Raw genomic sequence first — 19010 nt, forward strand, 5'->3', positions numbered from 1 at the left:
TGTGGGGTTCGGTTGCTTCAGTTTCCGGCCAGGGCGCGAGTGACGACCTCGTGGGTGTCCTTGCTCAGGTCGGGCTTGGCGGCCACGCGGGCGATGGCTTCGCGCGCGGCGCTGCGGTACGGCTCGGCCAGCTTGCTCCAGCGGTCGAGTGAGCGCGCGAGGCGGGCAGCCACTTGCGGGTTGATGGCGTCGAGCTCAATCACGCGCTCGCTCCAGAACACGTAGCCGGCCGCGTCGGGGCGGTGAAAGGCGCCGGGGTTGCCGCTGCAATAGGCAAAGATCACGCTGCGCGCGCGGTTGGGGTTCTTCAGCGAGAAGTCGGGGTGCTTCATCAGCTGCTTGACCAGCGGCAGGATGTCGCCGCCGCGGTCGCTGGCGCCAGCCTGCAGCGAGAACCACTTGTCGATGACCAGTGCCTCGTCCTTGAAGATGGCGTGGAAGCGGGCCAGCGCCTGCGCCGCCAGGGTGTTGCCCGACGACACCAGCGCGTTGAGCGCGTTGAAGCGGTCGGTCATGTTGCCCGCGTCCTTGAAGCGCTGCAGCGTCTTGCCCGGCCACACGACGTCGCCCGAGGCGCGCGCCGCCAGGCACAGAAAGTTGAGCGCCATGCCGGCCAGCGCGCGGCGGCCCGACGAGGTCGGGTCGGGGCTGTAGGCACCGGTATCGTGGTTCTCTTCGTAAACCCACTGCCAGTCGGCAAAGAGGGCGGTGGCCAACTGGGCGCGCATGGCTTCGCGCACCAGGTGCACGCGCTGCGGGTCGACCACGTCGAGCTGTTCGGCAATGTAGGTTTCCGACGGCAGCGTGAGCACCAGTTCCTTGAAGGCGGCGTCGAGCTGCGGGTTGCGCAGCACGCTGCGCATGGCGTCGATATACGCGTCGTTCAGCACCGGCGTGGTGTCGGTGGCCAGTGCGGCAATGCCTTGCAGCGCGGCGCGCAGGCCCAGTCGCTGGCCGGCTTCCCAGCGGTTGAACGGGTCGGGGTCGTTGGCCAGCAACGTCAGCAGTTGGGCGTCGGTGTACTCGAAGTCGAGGATCACCGGCGCGCTGAAGCCGCGCAAGATGGAAGGCACGGGCTCGGCGTCGAGGCCCACGAAGGTGATCTGCTCGCCGGCGCGCGACAGCACCAGGGTGCGGGTGCCGCGGGTCACGTCGTTTTCGCCTTCGAGCTGCAGCGGCAGTTCGCGGCCGTTGGCGTCGAGCAGGCCGATGTTCAGCGGAATGACGAAGGGCTCCTTCGTCGGCTGGCCCGGCGTGGGCGGGCAGCTTTGCACCACGCTCAGGGTGTAGCTGCGGTTCTGCGCGTCGTACACGCCGTGGGCTGCAAGGCGGGGCGTGCCGGCCTGGCTGTACCAGCGCTTGAACTGGGGCAGCAGGCGGGCGAGTTCCGATTCAGGGTTGGCGTCGGCAATGGCCTGGGCAAAGTCGTCGCAGGTCACGGCCTGGCCGTCGTGGCGTTCGAAGTAGAGCGTGATGCCCTTTTCAAAGCCCTTGCGGCCGACCAGCGTCTGCATCATGCGCACCACCTCGGCACCCTTTTCGTAGATGGTGACGGTGTAGAAGTTGCTGATCTCGATGTAGCTGTCGGGGCGCACCGGGTGGGCCATGGGGCCCGCGTCTTCGGGGAACTGGGCGGTGCGCAGCACGCGCACGTCTTCGATGCGCTTCACGGCGCGGGCCGAGGCGTCGGCGCACAAATCCTGGCTGAACTCCTGGTCGCGGAAGACGGTGAGGCCTTCTTTCAGCGACAGCTGGAACCAGTCGCGGCAGGTCACGCGGTCGCCGCTCCAGTTGTGGAAGTACTCGTGGCCGACCACGCTTTCGATGTTGCTGTAGTCGGCGTCGGTGGCGGTGGCCTGGTTGGCCAGAACGTACTTCGTGTTGAAGATGTTCAGGCCCTTGTTCTCCATGGCGCCCATGTTGAAGTCGCTGGTGGCAACGATCATGAAGCGGTCGAGGTCGAGCGGCAGGCCGAAGCGGGTTTCGTCCCACAGCACCGAGTGGATGAGCGAGTTCATCGCGTGCTCGGTCTTGTCGAGGTCGCCGGCGCGCACGTACACCTGCAGCAAATGCTCTTTGCCGTTGCGTGCCTTGATGCGCTGCTCGCGCGCCACCAGCTTGCCCGCCACCAGTGCGAACAGGTAGCTGGGCTTCTTGAAGGGGTCGACCCACTTGGCAAAGTGGCGGCCTTCGGGCAGTTCGCCCTGCTCGACGAGGTTGCCGTTCGACAGCAGCACCGGGTAGGAGGCCTTGGCGGCGCGCAGCGTAACGGTGTACATCGCCATCACGTCCGGACGGTCGAGGAAGTAGGTGATGCGGCGGAAGCCCTCGGCCTCGCACTGCGTGAAGAAGGTGTCTTCGCTCACGAACAGGCCCATCAGCTTGGTGTTCTTGATGGGGCAGCAGGTGGTGAAGATCTCGAGCTCGAAAGCATCGGGCAGGCCGTCGATGACGAGCTGTTCGCCTTCCATGCGGAACGAAGCGCCCTGGCCGTTGACCAGCACGCGCGCCAGGTTCAGCTCGTCGCCGTCCAGGCGCAGCGGCTGCACCGGCACCTCGGGGTTGCGGCGCATCTGCATGCGGTTGAGCACGCGGGTCTTGGCGGGGTCGAGGTCGAAGGTGAGGTCGACGGTGTCGATCCAGTACGCCGGGGCGGCATAGTCTTCGCGGCGGATGGCAATGGGTTGCCCTTGAGCGTCACGTAGCAGCATCGAGTGTCTCCAGAAAATTCGAATGGGCGAGTTCGTTGTAGTCGCGAACCGCGGCAATCACATGGGGGCCGGCAAGCTCGGCGGCGGTATGGGTGCTGCACACGGCCACGGCACGCATGCCGCCGCGGCGGGCGGCTTCTATGCCGAAGGGTGCGTCTTCAAAAACGATGCAGCGCTCGGGCGCAATGCCGATGCGGCGCGCGGCTTCGAGAAAAATGGCGGGCGTGGGCTTGCCCGAGAAGCCTTCATCGCCGCCCACGATGGCCAGCGGCAGCGGGTCCATCTTCAGGCGCGACATGGCGAACTCGATGTTGCCCTTGTCGCCGGCCGTGCCCACCGCCACCTTCAGGCCGCGTGCAACGGCTGCCTTGGCAAAGGCCGTGAAGCCCGCGACTTCGGTGAAGTTGTCGCTGAACATGGCGCGGTAGATCTCTTCCTTCTCGTGCACCAGCGCCTGGCACTCCTCGTCGGAGAGCTCGCGCTCGAACAGCTCGCGCATGCACTCGGTGCCGGTGCGGCCCGTGGTGCGCGCGAGGATGTCGCTCACGTCGAGCTTCAGGCCGTGGCGCGCCACGAACTCCACCCACGAGCGCGCATGCCAGGGCATGGAGTCGATCATGGTGCCGTCCATGTCGAAGATGAAGGCTTCGACCTTGCCACCATCCTTCAGGCTTTTCAGGCTCATCGGTTTTACACGCCTTGCTTGAGAGAGGCTTCGATGAACACGTCGAGGTCGCCGTCCAGCACCTTCTGCGTGGCCGAAACTTCCACGTTGGTGCGCAGGTCCTTGATGCGGCTGTTGTCCAGCACGTAGCTACGGATCTGGTGGCCCCAGCCCACGTCGGTCTTGCTGTCTTCGAGCTTTTGCTGCTCTTCCTGGCGCTTGCGCATCTCGTGGTCGTACAGGCGCGAGCGCAGGCGCTTCCACGCCACGTCGCGGTTGCTGTGCTGGCTGCGGCCGTCCTGGCACTGCACCACGATGCCGGTCGGGATGTGCGTCAGGCGCACGGCCGAGTCGGTCTTGTTGATGTGCTGGCCGCCCGCGCCGCTGGCGCGGAAGGTGTCGGTGCGCACGTCGGACGGGTTGATCTCGATCTCGATGGAGTCGTCGATTTCCGGGTACACGAAGATGCTGGCAAAGCTGGTGTGCCGCCCGCCCGACGAGTCGAACGGCGACTTGCGCACCAGGCGGTGCACGCCGGTTTCGGTACGCAGCAGGCCGAAGGCGTAGTCGCCCTCGACCTTGATGGTCGCGCCCTTGATGCCGGCGGTGTCGCCGGGCGTTTCGTCTTCGATCTGCGTCTTGAAGCCCTTGCGCTCGGCGTACTTCAGGTACTGGCGCAGCAGCATGCTGGCCCAGTCGCAAGCCTCGGTGCCGCCGGCGCCGGCCTGGATGTCGACAAAGGCGTTCAGCGGATCGGCCGGGTTGTTGAACATCCGGCGGAATTCGAGCTGCTTGATGTCGGCTTCGAGCGTGGCGGCGTCATCGGCAATGGCCTGCAGGCCGTCCATGTCGCCGTCTTCCTTCGACATTTCGAAGAGTTCGGTGTTGTCCGAGAGCCCGTTGGTGAGCCGGTCGAGCGTGACGACCACGTCGTCGAGCGACTTCTTTTCCTTGCCTAGTTCCTGGGCCTTCTTCGGGTCGTTCCAGACGTTCGGGTCTTCGAGCGATGCGTTGACTGTCCTCAGTCGTTCAGCTTTTGCATCGTAGTCAAAGATACCTCCGTAAATCGACCGTACGGACGCTCAGGTCCGCGAGCATTGCGCCGATTTGGTTGATCTGTTCTGCGTCCATGGGGTGTCCTGACTGTGTTCGGGGAAACCGGGCATTTTCTCACGGTCCGCCGAGCTGCCAAGGAGCGCCCTTGTATTGCTCCTTCCCCCTCTGGGGGAAGGCTGGGATGGGGGCGGGCAGGGCGCTTGTGGTGCCCGTTGCTCCCAGCGCGAGCGCCGCTTGCCCCACCCCGGCCCTCCCCCAGCGGGGGAGGGAGAAAGACCGAAATCAGAACGCCGGCACGAGCGAGCCCTTGAACTGGGTTTCGATGAAGCTCTTCACCTCGGGCGACTGGTAGGCCGCCACGAGGCGCTTGGCCCAGGGCTTGTCCTTGTCGGCGCGGCGCACGGCGATCAGGTTGGCGTACGGGCTCTTCGGCGATTCCTTGATCACGGCGTCCTTGTTCAGCGACAGGCCGGCCTTCTCGGCGTAGTCGTTGTTGATGGAGGCAATGGTCAGGTCGTCGAGCGAGCGCGGCAGTTGGGCAGCATCGAGAGCGACCAGCTTCAGCTTCTTGGGGTTCGTCACCACGTCCAGCGGCGTGGCCGTGTTGTTCTTCACCGCCTCGGGCTTCAGCGTGATCAGGCCGGCCTGCTGCAGCAGCAACAGCGCGCGGTTGCCGTTAGACGGGTCGTTCTGGATGCCGACCGAGGCGCCATCGGGCAGCTGGTCGATCGACTTGATCTTGCGCGAGTAGAAGCCCAGCGGCGCGGTGATGGTCAGGCCCACGGGCACGATGTCGAAGCCGCGCGCCTTGTTCTGGTTGTCGAGAAAGGGCTGGTGCTGGAAGGCGTTGGCGTCGAGGTCGCCCGAGGCCAGCGCTGCATTGGGCAGTTGGTAGTCGTTGAACACCACGACCTGGATGTTCAGGCCGTCCTTGGCAGCGACCTTCTTGACCACCTCGAAGATCTGCTCGCCGTTGCCGACGGAGACGCCGACCTTGAGCGTGTTCTTGTCCTGCGCGAAGGCGGTGCTGCCGGCAAAAAGGGCGGCGGCCAGCGTGGCAAGGGCGAGGGTGCGGCGGCGGAAAGAGGTATGCATGTCGTTGCGCGAAATCAAAAAAAGAAGGCGCGAATGTGGCATTGCCGCCAGCGTTTGGGAACGAACCAATGCGCATATCGATATGGCGTGTCTTGCCCGCTACAGGATTTCCTTATGCGCATATGCGTATAAACAGCATCCTTTTTGTTCGTTCCCTTTCGCTGCGTTTCTTTTCATACTCGGCACCTTTTTGCGAACCTCCGCGACCTGCCTTTGCGCGGGCTGCGCTTCTTTTCCATGACCCACCCTACGCCTGACACGGGCCGCGGCAATCACGCGGCGCCAGTCATCCGTCTTCAATCGGTGCAGAAGTCTTTCGCCTTGCCCAACGGCGAGGTGTTCGACGCCGTGCAGTCGCTGTCGCTCGACATCCAGCAGGGCGACGTGTTCGGCCTGATCGGCAAGAGCGGCGCCGGCAAATCGACGCTGCTGCGCCTTATCAACCTGCTGGAGCGGCCCGATTCGGGCCAGGTCTTCGTCGGCGGGCGCGACCTCACCACGCTCTCGCGCCGCGAGCTGCGCGACACGCGCCAGAACATCGGCATGATCTTCCAGCAGTTCAACCTGCTGCAGAACGCCACGGTGTTCGACAACGTGGCCTTCCCGCTGAAGATCCACGGCCGCCATTCGAAGGCCGAAATCAACGCACGTGTGCGCGAATGCCTGGCGCTCGTGGGCCTGGCCGAGAAGATCGACACCTACCCGGCCCAGCTCTCCGGCGGCCAGAAGCAGCGCGTGGCCATTGCCCGCGCGCTGGCGCCGCGCCCGCAGGTGCTGCTGTGCGACGAGCCCACCTCGGCGCTCGACTCCGAAACCACGCGCTCGCTGCTGGAAACGCTGCGCGAAATCAACGAGAAGATCGGCGTGACCATCGTGATCGTCACGCACGAGCTGTCGGTGGTCGAGGTGCTGTGCCGCAACGTGGCCATTCTCGAAAAGGGCCGGCTGGTGGAGCAGTTCGCGGTCGATGCACCGAGCGTCGAGCGCAAGACCGCGCTGGGCCGCGAAATCGACGAACTGGTGCGCCGCCGCGAACGCGAGGCGCGCGAACCCTACTCGCCGCGCCCGCCGTCGCAGCTCGGCGCACAGGAGCTGGCCTATGTTTGAGAACATCGCCCCCATCCTCCCCGAGCTGTGGGTCGCCACCGGCCAGACCTTCATGATGCTGGCCATCGGCCTTTCGGCCGCCGTGCTCATCGGCGGGCCGCTGGGCATCTTGCTGTTCCTTCTGGGCCCTGGCCAGTCGCTCGAGAACAAGCCCGCGTTCCTGGTGCTCAACTGGCTGGTGAACACGGTGCGTTCGTTCCCTTTCATCATCCTGCTGGTGGCCCTGGTGCCGTTCACGCGGGTGATCGCGGGCACGTCGATCGGGCCGCTGGCGGCCGCGGTGCCGCTGTCGTTCGCGGCCATTCCGTACCTGGCCCGGCTGGTCGACCAGTGCCTGCGCGAAGTGCCGCGCGGCGTGATCGAGGCGGCGCATGCCATGGGCGCGACCGAGCTGCAGATTGTCTGGCGCGTGCTGCTGGTCGAGGCCCGTTCGGGGCTGGTGCTGGCGCTGACCGTGCTGGCCGTGAGCTTTCTCTCGTACTCGGCCGTGGCCGGCGTGGTGGGCGGCGGCGGCATCGGCGACCTGGCCATCCGCTACGGCTACTACCGTTTCCAGACCGACGTGATGGTGCTCACCGTGGCGCTGCTCGTGGTGCTGGTACAGATCCTGCAATTCGTGGGCAACACCACGGCAAGCAGGCTCGACAAGCGTTGATTCCTTCTCTTTTCTTCCCTGCTTTCCCAATCTCATGAAAACCGCATTCCTGCGCCGCTCCGTTCTCGCCCTGTCCCTGGCTGCCGTCTCGCTGGGCGGCCTCTCGCTGCAGGCCCACGCGCAAGACCCCGCCAAGAAGAACCTGGTGATCGGCGGCACAGCCGGCTCCAACGCCGACCAGCTCAAGGCCGGCATCGTGCCCATCCTCGAAAAGAAGGGCTACAAGGTGAAGCTGGTCGAGTTCAACGACTACGTGCAGCCCAACCTGGCGCTGGCCCAGGGCTCGCTCGACGCCAATTTCTTCCAGCATCAGGTCTACCTGAAGAAGTTCGCGGCCGACCAGAAGCTCGACCTCGCCGAACTGGTACAGGGCCCGATCGCGCCCATGGGCGTGTACTCGACCAAGCGCAAGACGCTGGCCGACGTGAAGGAAGGCGACCGCGTGACGCTGCCGAACGACCCGAGCAACCTGGCCCGCGCATTGGTGCTGCTGGAGCAGAACAAGCTGATCACGATCAAGACCGGCATCGACCCGCTGCGCGCGTCTGAAAAAGACGTGGCCGAGAACCCGAAGAAGCTGAAGTTCATTCCGCTCGAAGCCGCGCAGCTGCCGCGCTCGCTGGGCGACACCGAGTACGCCATCGTCAACGGCAACTTCGCGATCTCGTCGGGCCTGAAGCTCACCGACGCCGTGGTGCTCGAGAAGACGCCCGACTACTACCTGAATGTGGTCGCCGTGAAGACCGCCGACAAGAACACCCAGTGGGCCAAGGACATCGCCGATGCCTATCGCTCGAAGGAGTTCAAGGCCGTGGTCGACAGCAAGTTCCAGGGCTACGCCAAGCCCAGCTTCCTGCAATAACCCTCCTTCAAGAAAAGGACTCCCATGCCCGTTCTGGCCGTATTCGATGCTCAGGGAAGCTGGCGCGACACGCATGTGTGCGACGGCTGGATCACCGAACACCTGGCCGGGCAGGGCGTGAGCTGGGGGCGTGGCAAGAAGAAGGGGCAGCGTGTGCTCGACAGCGCGGGGCTGTTCTATGTGCCGACTGCCGACGGCTACCTGGGGCTGTTGCTGGAGGCTGGCGAGTGGGCTGCCATGCCGGCCGGCAAACCGCATTTCTTCGATGCGGGCGAGGCCGAGTCGCTCGACGGCCTGCCTGCCGCGCTGCCGCTGTTCGAGGCTTTCGTCGAAGAAGTGCTGTCCCTCACGGGTAACGACGCCGACGAGGAGTGAAGGTGGGGGCTCTTGTTCGGGGTGCGCGCGAATGACACCGGGTACTCCCCTCCGCGAATGTCCCCCGGCCTTCGGCCTCCTCCTTTATTTCGCTGCGGGGAGCACCCGATGCCATTCGCACATGGGCGCTGCCGTTGTGCGGCTGGATTAAGCGCTGCGCTGAACGATCACGTCGATGGGGTGCCTTGCGCAGCGAAATAAAGGGGGAGGCCGCAGGCCGGAGGACATTCGCGGAGCAAGGTACCCCGTCGGCGTGATCGCACCCCGAACGGTGCACCCCAACCGCCCTCAAGCCGCCAGCCGCTGCGTCGCCCGCCCGCCGGGCCGCGCCAACCCGAGGTGATCGCGCAGCGTGCGGCCTTCGTACTCGGTGCGAAAGATCCCGCGCTTCTGCAGGATCGGCACCACGCCATCGACAAAATCCTGCAGCCCATGCGGCAGCGCATCGGGCATCAGGTTGAACCCATCGGCCGCACCGGCCTTGAACCAGCGCTCGATGTCGTCCGCAATCTGCTCCGGCGTGCCGACGATCACGCGGTGCCCGCCGCCGCCCGCCAGTTCGCGGATCAGCTGCCGCACCGTGTAGCCGTGGGTGCGGCCTGCCGCGACCACCGCGTTGAAGAAGGTGTGGTTGCCGTTGCCATTGCCGGGCAGTGGGAGGTCGTCGGGCAGGCGCTCGTCGAGCTTCAGACGGTCGGGCGTGATGCCCAGCGTGCCGGCGATGCGCGTCAGGCTGTAGTCCCACGGAATCAGGTCGACCAGTTCGTCGCGCCGGCGACGGGCTTCGGCCTCGGTGCTGCCGACGATGGTGGTCAGGCCCGCGAGCACCTTCACTGCGTCGGGGCCGCGGCCCAATTCGGCGGCGCGTGTCTTCAGCGCGCGCGCGTAGGCCAGCGATTCCTCGAACGACTGAGAGGCCGAGAACACCGCCTCCGCATGGCGCGACGCCAGCTCGCGCCCGTCGGCAGATGCTCCGGCCTGCACCAGCACCGGGTGGCCCTGCGGCGGACGCGGCAGGTTCAGCGGCCCCTGCACCGCGAAGTGCTCGCCGCGGTGCGCAATGGCGTGCACCTTGGCCGTGTCGATGAAACTGCCAGTGGCCTTGTCGCCGATGAAGGCGTCGTCCTCCCAGCTGTCCCACAGCGCCTTCACGATGTCGGTGAACTCCGAGGCGCGTGCGTAGCGCTTCGCATGGTCGGGCGTGGCGTCGAGGCCGAAGTTGCGCGCCGATGGCAGGTCGGCCGTGGTCACCACGTTCCAGCCCGCGCGGCCGCCGCTCACATGGTCGAGCGTGGCGAAGCGGCGGGCGATGTTGTAGGGCTCGTTGTAGCTGGTCGAGGCCGTGGCGATCAGGCCGATGTGCGTGGTGGCGGCGGCCACGCAGGCCAGCAGTACCGTGGGTTCCAGCGCGGTGATCGGTCGGAAGTTGATCTGGTCGACGATGGCCGCGTTGTCCGCGAGGAACACCGCATCGAGCTTGGCCGACTCGGCGATCTGCGCCGTTCGGATGTAGTGCCGGACGTCGGCAAAGGCCCACGGATCACTCTCCGGCAGGCGCCATGCCGAGGGCACGAAGCCCGAGTGCAGGATGTTGACGTTGAGGTGCAGTTGCCGGGGCTTGGGGCTGTTCGAAAGGCTCATTGGGAGAAGTAGTCGGGCAGCCGGTAGCCGGCCCATGTCGGGTTGGCCTTGAAGAAGCGCTGGAACTCGGCCGACTGGTAGGCCGCTGCGATGTCTTTCGCGAACTGGGCTTGCTCGTTGCTGCGCTTGACGGCCACCACGTTCACGTAGGGCAGCGTCATGTTCTCGAGCTTGAGCGCATCGGTGAGCTTCAGGCCCGAGGCCACCGCGAAGTTGCCCTGCACGGCGGCAATGTCTGCATCGGCCAGCGAGCGCGGGGCCTGCGCGGCTTCGAGCGGCACCAGCTTCAGGCGCTTCGGGTTGTTCACGATGTCGCGCTCAGACACGGCGAGCGGGCTCACGCCCGGCTTGAGCGTGACCCAGCCGACGGTCGCGAGGATGTTGAGCGCGCGCGCCGCGTTCACCGGGTCCGAAGGCAGCGTGACCGTGGCACCGTCAGGCACCGTGTCGAGCGACTTGTGGCGCTGCGAGTACAGGCCCATTGGCGGTGTCGGCACGTGCACCACGGGCACGAGGTCGAAGCCCTGCTGCTTGTTGGTGGCGTTGAGGTACAGCGTGTGCTGGAAGATGTTGGCGTCGATCTGCCCGCGCTCCACTGCGTCGTTGGGCTGCACGCCCTGGCTGAACTCGACGTACTTGACGGTGTAGCCGAGCTTCTTCAGCTGGGGCTCGATGCCGTTCGTGAAGGCATCGCGGTACGGGCCGGGCATGAAGCCCACGCGCAGGTCGGCGGCGTGGGCGGAGACCTGAAGAAGCAGGCTCAGGGCAAGGCCACCGAGCAACGGAACGGACCAGCGCGCCAGCGAGGGCGCGCGCGAAGAAAAGCGCATGACGGGCAACTCCGGGGAGGCAAGGGGAGCTGCGCACTCTAGGTCGCGGTGCCTGCGGCGCGAACGAAGATTCGTGCGCTTCGATATCCGCTTGTCGAATATCAGGCGGATCAGGCGGGCTGGCCTTCGTTCTTCAGGAAGTCGACGAATGCGCGCAGCGGCGCAGGCATGTGCGTGCGGCTTGGGTAGTACAGGAACGGCCCCGAAAAACTCTGCCACCAGTCTTCGAGCACGGGCACCAGCGTGCCGCGGTCGATGGAGGGCCTCAGGTATTCGTCGAAGGTGTAGATCAGGCCCAGGCCCGACTCGGCGGCGTGCAGTTCGAGGTCGAGCATCGACGCGATCAGCGGCCCGCCCGGCGTGATCTTGACGGCCTTGCCCTTGCGCACGAAGCCCCAGGTGGCGAGCACGCCACTCGGAAAACGGTGGGCGATGCAGGCGTGCTGCAGCAGGTCGGTCGGGTGCCTGGGCGTTCCGTGCTTCGCCAGGTAGGCAGGCGAGGCCGCGGCCACGAAGCGCTGCGTGCGAGGGCCCAGAGGCACGGCGATCATGTCGCGCGCAATGCTCTCGTCGTAGCGGATGCCGGCGTCGAAGCCTGCGGCGAGCACGTCGATGAAGGTGTCGTTGGTCGTGATCTCCAGCGTGATGCCGGGGTGCTCCGCCAGGAATCGGCTGGCCAGCGGCGGCAGCACGCGCTGCGTCACGATCGTCGGCACGTTCAGCCGCAGCGTGCCGGTGGGGCTGTCGCGAAAGCTGTTGAGCGTGTCGAGCGCGCCCGCGATGTCGTCGAGCGCGGGCGAGATGCGGTCAAGCAGCCGCTGGCCGGCTTCGGTCGGCGTAACGCTGCGCGTGGTGCGGTTCAGCAGGCGCACGCCAAGCTGCGCTTCGAGCCGCCGCATGGCCTCGCTGAGCGAGGAGGGTGATACGCCGCGCAGCGTGGCGGCGCCTCGAAAGCCGCGTGCCCGGGTCACTGCCACAAAGGCGCCGAGATCGGAAAGATCGGGATCGGTCATGGCGGGATTGTGCGTTTTTCTGCACAACCCGTGCGCCGCTGGACGGATTATCGAACGGGCCGATTCCTTCCAGACTAGCACCATGCCGTTCGCAACCGCGTCCGGCCACAGTCAAAAAGTCAGAAAGGACACTGCAATGAACACACTTCAACTCGGCACCAAGGCCATGAACGGCCCCAAGGTTTCCGCCTTCGGTCTCGGCTGTATGGGCATGTCGGGCATGTACGGCCCTTCGGATCGCGCGGAGAGCATCGCCACCATCCACGCCGCGATGGACGCGGGCATCACGTTGCTCGACACCGGCGACTTCTACGGCAGCGGCCACAACGAAATGCTGATCGGCGAAGCGCTCAAGGGCCTCAAGGGTTCGCAGCGCGACGCCGCACTGGTCAGCGTGAAGTTTGGCGCCATGCGCGACCCGGCCGGTGGCTGGGTTGGCTACGACGCTCGGCCCGCGGCGGTGAAGAACTTCGCTACCTACTCGCTGCAGCGCCTGGGCGTGGACCACATCGACATCTACCGCCCGGCGCGGCTCGACCCGAACGTGCCTATCGAAGACACCATCGGAGCCATCGCCGACCTGGTGAAGGCGGGCTACGTGCGCCACATCGGCCTGTCGGAAGTGGGCTCTCAGACCATCCGCAAGGCGGCGGCCGTGCACCCGATCTGCGACCTGCAGATCGAGTATTCGCTGATCTCGCGCGGCATCGAGGACGACATCCTCGCGACTTGCCGCGAGCTGGGCATCGGCATCACCGCATACGGCGTGCTTTCGCGCGGCCTGATCAGCGGGCACTGGAAGAAGGATGCGGCTGGCGAGAAGGATTTTCGGGCGCACAGCCCGCGCTTCCAGGGCGAGAACGTGGACCGCAACCTCGCGCTGGTCGATGCGCTACGCAAGATTGCCGAGGCCAAGGGCGTTACCGTCGCGCAGATCGCCATCGCATGGGTGGCGGCGCAGGGCGACGACATCGTGCCGCTGATCGGCGCGCGGCAGCGTACTCGGCTCGACGAGGCGCTGGGCGCGCTGAACGTGAAGCTGGCGGCCGACGATTTCGCGGCCATCGAGCGTGCGGTGCCGAAGGGCGCTGCCGCTGGCGACCGCTATGCCGCGGCGCAGATGGCGAGCCTCGACAGCGAACCGCGCCGCACCTGAGGCGGCTCAGTTCGCCAGGAATTCTTCGATCATCCGCGCCACGCGCTGTGGCTGGTCGTGGTGCAGCATATGGCCCGCGTCTTCGAGGCGCTCGATGCGGCTGTTGGCAACTGACTTCAGGCGCTCGTGGAATTCGTCGAGCGTGTAGCGGTTCTTCCACCAGCCTTTCAGGCTGTCGTCGGAGGCCTCGACCATGAGCAACGGCGCGGTGATGCGCGCGTAGAGCGCCAGCGTTTCGTCGACGCGGAAGATATGTGCGTTGACGATCTTGTGCGCCGCCTCGCCGAGGATCTGCCAGCGTTCGCTGCCGTCGGGTTGGGCGTGATTCACCGACCAGTGGCTGGCCAGCCAGTTGGCCTTGTCGGGCGTGAGGCGCGGGTTGGTCTTCATGAGGCGGCGCGCGACGCCGTCCACGGCCGAATAGCCGGCCAGCGCCATCTCGCCGCGATGCAGGCGCTTGAGCTCGTCGATCCACTGGCCGTAGCGCGCGGGCGCTTCATCGGGCTTGCGCGCGGGCATGCCGAAGCCTTCGAGATTGACGAGGCGGCGGATGCGCTGGGGCCGCACGCCGGCGTAGTGCATGACGACGTTGCCGCCCATGCTGTGGCCGACCAGGTCAACCTGCCTTGCGCTGTCGCCTTCGCCTGCGTAGTGGTCGAGCAGCCATTCGAGGTCGGCCAGGTAGTCAGCGAGCCAGTAGTTGTCGACGCCGCCGCCGTCGGTCAGGCCGAAGCCGCGCCAGTCGGGGGCGATGATGAAGCGGTCTTCCTCCATCGCATCGACCACGAACTGCCACGACGCCGCCACGTCCATCCAGCCATGCACCAGCACCAGCGGCGGGCGCTCGTCGGAGGGCTGGCCCCAGAGGCGCACGTGGTAGCTGAGGTTGCGCACGGGCACGAATTCGCTGCGGGAGGGGCGGAGGGCTTGGTACATGGGCGTCGATGATAAAGAGGCCTTTGTGCTGACGCAGTCCGGCACAGGACAGCGGGCGGGGGCGGATTGCTCGGGTTTTGGCGCGGCGGCCAGCGGGGTGTGGGGCGGGGCGGTAGCATCCCGCGCATGAAAAAGATCCAACTCGGTCAAAGCGACCTGCACGTCACCCCGATCTGCCTTGGCACGATGACCTTCGGCGAACAGGTCGACGAGCCCACTTCCCACGCCATCCTGAGCCGTTCGCTCGAGCGCGGCGTCGACTTCATCGATACAGCCGAGATGTACTCGGTGCCCACGCGCAAGGAAACCTACAGCGTCACCGAGACCATCATCGGCAACTGGTTCGCCGCCAACCCCGGCGCGCGCGAGAAGCTGGTGGTTGCGACCAAGGTGGCAGGCCCGTCGCGCGGCATGCCCTGGGTGCGCGAAGGCAGCGGCATGACGGCGGCCGACATCGAAGCCTCGTGCAACGCCAGCCTGAAGCGGCTGCGCACGGACGTCATCGACCTCTACCAGATTCACTGGCCGGAGCGCCACGTGCCTCTGTTCGGCAACATGTATTACGACCCGGCGAAGGAAACCTCGAAGACGCCGATCCACGAGCAACTCGAGGCGCTGGGCAAGCTGGTGAAGGCGGGCAAGGTGCGCGCCATCGGCCTGTCGAACGAAACGCCGTACGGCGTGCACGAGTTCGTGCGGCTGGCCGAACAGCACGGGCTGCCGCGCGTGGCGACGGTGCAGAACGTGTACAGCCTCATCAGCCGCGGCTACGAGAACGGGCTGGACGAGACGATGCACCGGCTGGGCGTGTCGCTGCTGGCGTATTCGCCGCTGGCCTTCGGCCTGCTGACGGGCAAGTACGACCAGAGCGGCATCGAAGGGCCGGATGCGCCCAAGGGCGCGCGGATTTCGAGCTACGAATCGGTGCGCAAGCAGCGTTGGGGCCGCCCCGATTCGCTGCGCGCGGCCAAACGCTACAACCAACTGGCCCGCGACAACGGGCTGACGCCGACGCAGCTGGCACTGGCTTTCTGCTACACGAAGTGGCAGGTGGCGAGCACGATCATCGGCGTGACTTCGGTGGCGCAGCTGGAAGAAGACCTGGATGTGTACGGCACCACGCTGTCGCCGGAAATCCTGGCCGAGATCGACAAGATCCGCTGGGACATTCGCGACCCTGCTGCGTAATTTTCAACGGCCGCATTCGCCTTGGGCGGCGGCCAGGGCGAGGGTCGGCAGGCTCAACAGGCCCATGTTGCTGCCTTTGAACTGGCCTTTCATGCAGTCGCCGTGTGCAGAGCTTGCGACGCCTGCGCTCAACCTGGAATCGAAGGCGGAGCGCGGGCTGCCATTGAGATCCTGGCTGGCACGGTCGGCGAAGGAGCGCTCGCGGCCGATGTCGCGCAGGGCGCGGCGGGTGCTTTCCGAATGAAGAATCAGTGGCGCGGGGCTTGTCGTGGTTTGCGGCGGTTCAGTGGCTGGGGCAGCGGGGGCGGTGATCGCCTTGCCGCGAGCAGTTCGGGGCATGCGCGTGGTTGTCGCGCGTGTGGCCGCAGCCGTGGTTCGCGGCGTCGTTTCCCGGCGTGCGGGAGGCTCGGTCTTCACTGGGGCTTCGACCTGCACCACCTCCATGACCATTCGCTTCACCGGAACGGTCTTGCGACCATGCGGCTGCGTGGCGACCAGCAGCAGCCAGAGCACAGCTGCGTGCATCGCCACCACGGCCAGCACGAGCGCAGTCAGGGCGGGGCGGCGCATCGATGCCCGAGGTAGAACGAGGCCGTGGCCACCGGGGCTGGCGTATGCTGCATGGTTGGACCGGAATTCAATGTAGTACGGCAGATTTTTTGCTGCGGAACACCAGGTTTTCTGAAGCGATCCTGAACCCGCAATTGCCACCGAGATGGCCAAGAAAAGCACCCACACCTCCGAGACGCCCGCCACCCAGCTGCTGCGCGCGCACAAGATCTCCTTCACCGAACACCCCTACGAGTACGTCGAGCACGGCGGTGCGCAGCGCGGCGCCGAAATGCTCGGGCTCGACCCGTTCACCGTCATCAAGACGCTGGTCATGCAAGACCAGGACGCCAAGCCGCTGATCGTGCTGATGCACGGCAACCGCACGGTGTCCACCAAGAACCTCGCGCGGCAGATCGGCGCCAAGTCGGTCGAGCCCTGCAAGCCCGAGGTGGCGCAACGGCACAGCGGCTACATGGTGGGCGGCACTTCGCCGTTCGGCACGCGGCGCGAGATGCCGGTGTACGTGGAGTCGACCATCCTCGAACTGCCGAGAATCGTGCTCAACGGCGGGCGCCGCGGCTACCTGATCGGCATCGATCCGCAGGTGTGCGTGGGGTTGCTGGGCGCGAAGCCCGTGCAGTGTGCGCTGGCAGAATAGCCGGCGCCATGGCGACATCCTCGTCTTCCGACTTCTTTCCCCTGCGAGCCGCTGGCAACCCGGGCCAGGGCACGACGTTCGCACTTGCCTTTCGCAACGACGAGCGCGAATGGACCGAATTGCTCGACCTGTCGGCGTTGCTGCGCGACGCACTGCTGGCGCGCGGCCAGGCCGCCGCGCTCGCACGCGATGGCTGGGTTACGCTGTCCGACGGACTCTGGCTGCTGCCGCAGATCCTGAGCTACTCGCGCGCCGAGGACGGCAGCGTGCGCACCTCCAGCACCATCGAGGTGGCCCATGCCGGACTCTTGCCGCAGGGCATCTTCGAGTACCAGCATTCGGGCGGCGAAACCACCGAGCAGGCCCTGACCCGCGGGTTCGACCTGTGGGCGCAGGTCGATCTGGTTGTGTTCCAGGATGCGCTGGGCGGTGAACTCGCCCACTGCACGTCGATGGACATGAGCTGGAAGGAAGGGCGGCAGCGGCGCGTGCTGTTCGGCCCCGTGGCGCACCGGGCGACGCTGCCGGCGGCCGAGGTTGAGGAAGAGCACCCGTTCTGCCCCTGCTGCCTGTTCACCAATACCTGGGACGCCTTCAAGCCGCAGATCGAATCGGACAGTCTCCACGCCGTGCGCCTCTATGCCGTGCGCGACGCCGAGGGCGAAGTGCAGGCCGACTGCCGCATCAACGGCGAGGACTGGCCCGCCGGCGCCGAGGCCCTGCGCGCCTATGTGACACAGTGGCCCGACCGCGGCTTCGAGTTTCGCAAGCAGTATGTTGTGATCCAATCGCCGCCCCAGGCGCTCGTCGCCGAATAGAACAACAACCATCCCCCGCGGAGTGCCGTCTTGAGTTTCAACTTGCCTTCCTTCATTGCCATCGTGGCGTCGTACCTGATCGGCTCGCTGTCCTTCGCGGTCATCGTGAGCAAGGCGCTCGGCATGGCCGATCCGCGCAGCTACGGCAGCAAGAACCCCGGCGCCACCAATGTGCTGCGCTCGGGCAATAAAGGTGCGGCGCTGGCCACGCTGCTGCTCGACGCGGTCAAGGGCTGGGTGCCGGTGTTTCTGATTCACCGGTTCGGCGCGCAGTGGGGGCTGGGGGAGGGCGTTGCCGCCCTGGCCGGCCTGGCGGCGTTCCTCGGCCACCTGTATCCGGTGTTCTTCGGCTTCCAGGGCGGCAAGGGCGTGGCGACCGCGGCGGGCGTGCTGGTGGGCGTCGCGCCCTGGTTGGGGCTGGCCACCGGCGCCACCTGGTTGATCATTGCCGTCTTCTTCCGCTACTCGTCGCTGTCGTCGCTGGTGGCGGCCTTCTTCGCACCAGCCTACTATCTGATCGGTGGCGGCATCGCGTGGCCGCTCGACCGCACAGTGCTGATTGCGCTCATCGTCATGAGCCTGCTGCTGATCTGGCGGCACCGCGAAAACATCCGCCGGCTCGCGGCCGGCACGGAGTCGAAGCTCGGCTCCAAGAAAAAACCGGACTGAAGAAAGAACACCATGGCCTCCATCACCCGCTTCCACGTCGGCCCTCGTCTCTCGGAGACGGCCGTGCACAACGGCACCATCTACCTCGCGGGCCAGGTGCCCGACGACACCTCGCAGGACATCCGCGGCCAGACCACGCAGGTGCTGGGCATGGTCGATCGCCTGCTGGCCGAGGCTGGCAGCGACAAGTCGCGCATTCTCATGACGCAGATTTTCCTGGCGGACATCACCGACATCACGGCGATGAACGAGGTGTGGGACGCCTGGATTCCGGCCGGCAACACGCCGCCGCGCGCCACTGTGCAGGCCAAGATGGCCAATGCGGCCTACAAGATCGAGATCGTGGTGACGGCCGCGCAGGCCTGAGCGGCTGCTGCGATCAATATCGCTTTTCGAGGACCATCTGGTCCGCGTCGCGCCGCATCGAGAAGCGATTGATGAAGCTGTTGCCCAGCAGTACGAAGGGCATGGCCTGCGGCGAGACGATGGCGTCGATGTCGTAGACCTCGACGTCGCCCACGCGCACTGACTGCAGGCGCAGCCGATAGCCTGAAGTCGTGCCGTTGGCAGTGCTCATCGTGACGCGCTGGCCCTTGCTGTAGTCGAGCCCGATGCGCTGGGCGTCGTCGGCCGAGAGTGCGATGGACGTCGCACCCGTGTCGAGCATGAACGTGACTGGCCGGCCGTTGATGGTACCTTGCGTCATGAAATGCCCGCGGCTGTCGGCCGACAGCACGACGCGGTTTCCGCCCCCGCCCGAGCCGCCCCCACCGCCGATGCTGACGGGGGTGTCCATGCGCAGGTTGACGCGCTTGCCGTCGAGTTCGACCACGGCCTGATCGGCCTGCAGCGAGAGCAGTTTCACGCCCTGGTAGCTCTCGCCGACCGCCACGGTCTTGGGCGGGTTGCCGTTCACGATCAGGATCGCGCGGCTGCCGATGCTGCCGGTCAGGGTGACCGAGCCAGCGGCATGCGCCACGGCAGCGGCAGCCAGCAGCTGCGCTGCGACGACGAGGGCTTTCAT

Annotated in this window: 20 protein-coding genes; 10 read left to right on the top strand and 10 right to left on the bottom strand. The window is 66.2% G+C overall.

What is annotated here, in order from left to right; genetic code table 11:
- Nucleotides 1-17: 17 nt before the first annotated feature.
- From pepN to NWF24_RS08260, 4 genes are all read right to left on the bottom strand, one after another.
- On the bottom strand, nt 18-2711 hold the full coding sequence (gene pepN / locus NWF24_RS08245) for an aminopeptidase N (RefSeq protein WP_258353763.1): 2694 nt from the start codon (nt 2709-2711) through the stop codon (nt 18-20).
- Nucleotides 2698-3396 (bottom strand): HAD family hydrolase, encoded by a 699-nt coding sequence (locus tag NWF24_RS08250; protein ID WP_258353764.1) that lies wholly within the window; start codon nt 3394-3396, stop codon nt 2698-2700. The genes pepN and NWF24_RS08250 overlap by 14 nt, the downstream gene beginning before the upstream one ends.
- Before the next feature lie 5 nt (nt 3397-3401).
- A protein-coding gene (prfB, locus tag NWF24_RS08255) for a peptide chain release factor 2 (protein WP_108137465.1) occupies nt 3402-4506 on the bottom strand; the annotation gives its coding sequence in 2 pieces (ribosomal slippage) (nt 3402-4424 and nt 4426-4506; 1104 coding nt in all).
- 207 nt (nt 4507-4713) lie between these two features.
- Nucleotides 4714-5526: a MetQ/NlpA family ABC transporter substrate-binding protein gene (locus NWF24_RS08260; protein ID WP_258353765.1), complete on the bottom strand. Its 813-nt coding sequence runs from the start codon at nt 5524-5526 to the stop codon at nt 4714-4716.
- A 237-nt stretch (nt 5527-5763) separates the two neighbouring features.
- On the opposite strand from NWF24_RS08260, the gene NWF24_RS08265 reads away from it, so the two are divergent.
- Genes NWF24_RS08265 through NWF24_RS08280 form a run of 4 tightly spaced genes read left to right on the top strand, consistent with a single transcriptional unit; the run spans nt 5764 to nt 8525 of the window.
- Nucleotides 5764-6633: a methionine ABC transporter ATP-binding protein gene (locus NWF24_RS08265; RefSeq protein ID WP_258353766.1), complete on the top strand. Its 870-nt coding sequence runs from the start codon at nt 5764-5766 to the stop codon at nt 6631-6633.
- Complete coding sequence (locus NWF24_RS08270; RefSeq protein ID WP_007835547.1) at nt 6626-7288, top strand: methionine ABC transporter permease; 663 nt, start codon at nt 6626-6628, stop codon at nt 7286-7288. Before NWF24_RS08265 ends, NWF24_RS08270 begins: the two co-directional genes overlap by 8 nt.
- Before the next feature lie 34 nt (nt 7289-7322).
- Nucleotides 7323-8150 (top strand): MetQ/NlpA family ABC transporter substrate-binding protein, encoded by an 828-nt coding sequence (locus NWF24_RS08275; RefSeq protein ID WP_258353767.1) that lies wholly within the window; start codon nt 7323-7325, stop codon nt 8148-8150.
- A 24-nt stretch (nt 8151-8174) separates the two neighbouring features.
- Entirely contained in the window at nt 8175-8525 is a 351-nt protein-coding gene (locus NWF24_RS08280; protein ID WP_093176862.1) for a hypothetical protein, read from the top strand.
- 288 nt (nt 8526-8813) lie between these two features.
- Here NWF24_RS08280 and NWF24_RS08285 read toward each other — a convergent pair whose 3' ends face one another.
- From NWF24_RS08285 to NWF24_RS08295, 3 genes are all read right to left on the bottom strand, one after another.
- On the bottom strand, nt 8814-10166 hold the full coding sequence (locus tag NWF24_RS08285; RefSeq protein WP_258353768.1) for an LLM class flavin-dependent oxidoreductase: 1353 nt from the start codon (nt 10164-10166) through the stop codon (nt 8814-8816).
- Nucleotides 10163-10996: a MetQ/NlpA family ABC transporter substrate-binding protein gene (locus NWF24_RS08290; protein WP_258353769.1), complete on the bottom strand. Its 834-nt coding sequence runs from the start codon at nt 10994-10996 to the stop codon at nt 10163-10165. The genes NWF24_RS08285 and NWF24_RS08290 overlap by 4 nt, the downstream gene beginning before the upstream one ends.
- Nucleotides 10997-11106: 110 nt before the next feature.
- Nucleotides 11107-12009 (bottom strand): LysR family transcriptional regulator, encoded by a 903-nt coding sequence (locus NWF24_RS08295; RefSeq protein WP_258353770.1) that lies wholly within the window; start codon nt 12007-12009, stop codon nt 11107-11109.
- A 136-nt stretch (nt 12010-12145) separates the two neighbouring features.
- On the opposite strand from NWF24_RS08295, the gene NWF24_RS08300 reads away from it, so the two are divergent.
- Nucleotides 12146-13165, top strand: coding sequence for an aldo/keto reductase (locus NWF24_RS08300; RefSeq protein WP_258353771.1), 1020 nt, complete (start codon nt 12146-12148; stop codon nt 13163-13165).
- 6 nt (nt 13166-13171) lie between these two features.
- On the opposite strand, the gene NWF24_RS08305 is transcribed toward NWF24_RS08300, so the two are convergent.
- Nucleotides 13172-14101, bottom strand: a complete 930-nt coding sequence (locus tag NWF24_RS08305) for an alpha/beta fold hydrolase (RefSeq protein ID WP_258353772.1) — start codon at nt 14099-14101, stop codon at nt 13172-13174.
- Between the two features lie 126 nt (nt 14102-14227).
- Between NWF24_RS08305 and NWF24_RS08310 the strand changes: the two genes are divergently transcribed.
- Nucleotides 14228-15289, top strand: coding sequence for an aldo/keto reductase (locus tag NWF24_RS08310; RefSeq protein ID WP_258353773.1), 1062 nt, complete (start codon nt 14228-14230; stop codon nt 15287-15289).
- A 3-nt stretch (nt 15290-15292) separates the two neighbouring features.
- On the opposite strand, the gene NWF24_RS08315 is transcribed toward NWF24_RS08310, so the two are convergent.
- Nucleotides 15293-16012 (bottom strand): hypothetical protein, encoded by a 720-nt coding sequence (locus NWF24_RS08315; protein WP_258353774.1) that lies wholly within the window; start codon nt 16010-16012, stop codon nt 15293-15295.
- Here NWF24_RS08315 and NWF24_RS08320 point away from each other — a divergent pair.
- From NWF24_RS08320 to NWF24_RS08335, 4 genes are read left to right on the top strand one after another with little or no spacing between them, the layout of a single operon-like run.
- The gene (locus NWF24_RS08320; protein ID WP_093077904.1) at nt 16005-16499 is read left to right on the top strand and encodes an aminoacyl-tRNA deacylase; all 495 of its coding nucleotides are present in this window, start codon (nt 16005-16007) and stop codon (nt 16497-16499) included. The two genes, NWF24_RS08315 and NWF24_RS08320, sit on opposite strands and share 8 nt — an antisense overlap.
- An 8-nt stretch (nt 16500-16507) precedes the next feature.
- Nucleotides 16508-17317, top strand: coding sequence for a DUF6348 family protein (locus NWF24_RS08325; RefSeq protein WP_258353775.1), 810 nt, complete (start codon nt 16508-16510; stop codon nt 17315-17317).
- A 30-nt stretch (nt 17318-17347) separates the two neighbouring features.
- Nucleotides 17348-17986, top strand: coding sequence for a glycerol-3-phosphate 1-O-acyltransferase PlsY (plsY, locus tag NWF24_RS08330; protein WP_258353776.1), 639 nt, complete (start codon nt 17348-17350; stop codon nt 17984-17986).
- A gap of 12 nt (nt 17987-17998) precedes the next feature.
- Nucleotides 17999-18352 (top strand): RidA family protein, encoded by a 354-nt coding sequence (locus NWF24_RS08335; RefSeq protein WP_093051722.1) that lies wholly within the window; start codon nt 17999-18001, stop codon nt 18350-18352.
- 13 nt (nt 18353-18365) lie between these two features.
- Here NWF24_RS08335 and NWF24_RS08340 read toward each other — a convergent pair whose 3' ends face one another.
- Nucleotides 18366-19010, bottom strand: coding sequence for a retropepsin-like aspartic protease family protein (locus tag NWF24_RS08340; RefSeq protein WP_258353777.1), 645 nt, complete (start codon nt 19008-19010; stop codon nt 18366-18368).

This window comes from Variovorax paradoxus (assembly GCF_024734665.1).
Classification (GTDB): domain Bacteria; phylum Pseudomonadota; class Gammaproteobacteria; order Burkholderiales; family Burkholderiaceae_C; genus Variovorax.

Coding starts and splice junctions, on each gene's coding strand:
- pepN (WP_258353763.1), bottom strand. CDS start 2,711: ATGCTGCTACGTGACGCTCAAGGGCAACCCATTGCCATCCGCCGCGAA.
- NWF24_RS08280 (WP_093176862.1), top strand. CDS start 8,175: ATGCCCGTTCTGGCCGTATTCGATGCTCAGGGAAGCTGGCGCGACACG.
- NWF24_RS08275 (WP_258353767.1), top strand. CDS start 7,323: ATGAAAACCGCATTCCTGCGCCGCTCCGTTCTCGCCCTGTCCCTGGCT.
- NWF24_RS08270 (WP_007835547.1), top strand. CDS start 6,626: ATGTTTGAGAACATCGCCCCCATCCTCCCCGAGCTGTGGGTCGCCACC.
- NWF24_RS08285 (WP_258353768.1), bottom strand. CDS start 10,166: ATGAGCCTTTCGAACAGCCCCAAGCCCCGGCAACTGCACCTCAACGTC.
- NWF24_RS08295 (WP_258353770.1), bottom strand. CDS start 12,009: ATGACCGATCCCGATCTTTCCGATCTCGGCGCCTTTGTGGCAGTGACC.
- NWF24_RS08325 (WP_258353775.1), top strand. CDS start 16,508: ATGGCGACATCCTCGTCTTCCGACTTCTTTCCCCTGCGAGCCGCTGGC.
- NWF24_RS08300 (WP_258353771.1), top strand. CDS start 12,146: ATGAACACACTTCAACTCGGCACCAAGGCCATGAACGGCCCCAAGGTT.
- NWF24_RS08335 (WP_093051722.1), top strand. CDS start 17,999: ATGGCCTCCATCACCCGCTTCCACGTCGGCCCTCGTCTCTCGGAGACG.
- NWF24_RS08265 (WP_258353766.1), top strand. CDS start 5,764: ATGACCCACCCTACGCCTGACACGGGCCGCGGCAATCACGCGGCGCCA.
- NWF24_RS08305 (WP_258353772.1), bottom strand. CDS start 14,101: ATGTACCAAGCCCTCCGCCCCTCCCGCAGCGAATTCGTGCCCGTGCGC.
- NWF24_RS08310 (WP_258353773.1), top strand. CDS start 14,228: ATGAAAAAGATCCAACTCGGTCAAAGCGACCTGCACGTCACCCCGATC.
- NWF24_RS08260 (WP_258353765.1), bottom strand. CDS start 5,526: ATGCATACCTCTTTCCGCCGCCGCACCCTCGCCCTTGCCACGCTGGCC.
- NWF24_RS08340 (WP_258353777.1), bottom strand. CDS start 19,010: ATGAAAGCCCTCGTCGTCGCAGCGCAGCTGCTGGCTGCCGCTGCCGTG.
- NWF24_RS08290 (WP_258353769.1), bottom strand. CDS start 10,996: ATGCGCTTTTCTTCGCGCGCGCCCTCGCTGGCGCGCTGGTCCGTTCCG.
- NWF24_RS08250 (WP_258353764.1), bottom strand. CDS start 3,396: ATGAGCCTGAAAAGCCTGAAGGATGGTGGCAAGGTCGAAGCCTTCATC.
- NWF24_RS08320 (WP_093077904.1), top strand. CDS start 16,005: ATGGCCAAGAAAAGCACCCACACCTCCGAGACGCCCGCCACCCAGCTG.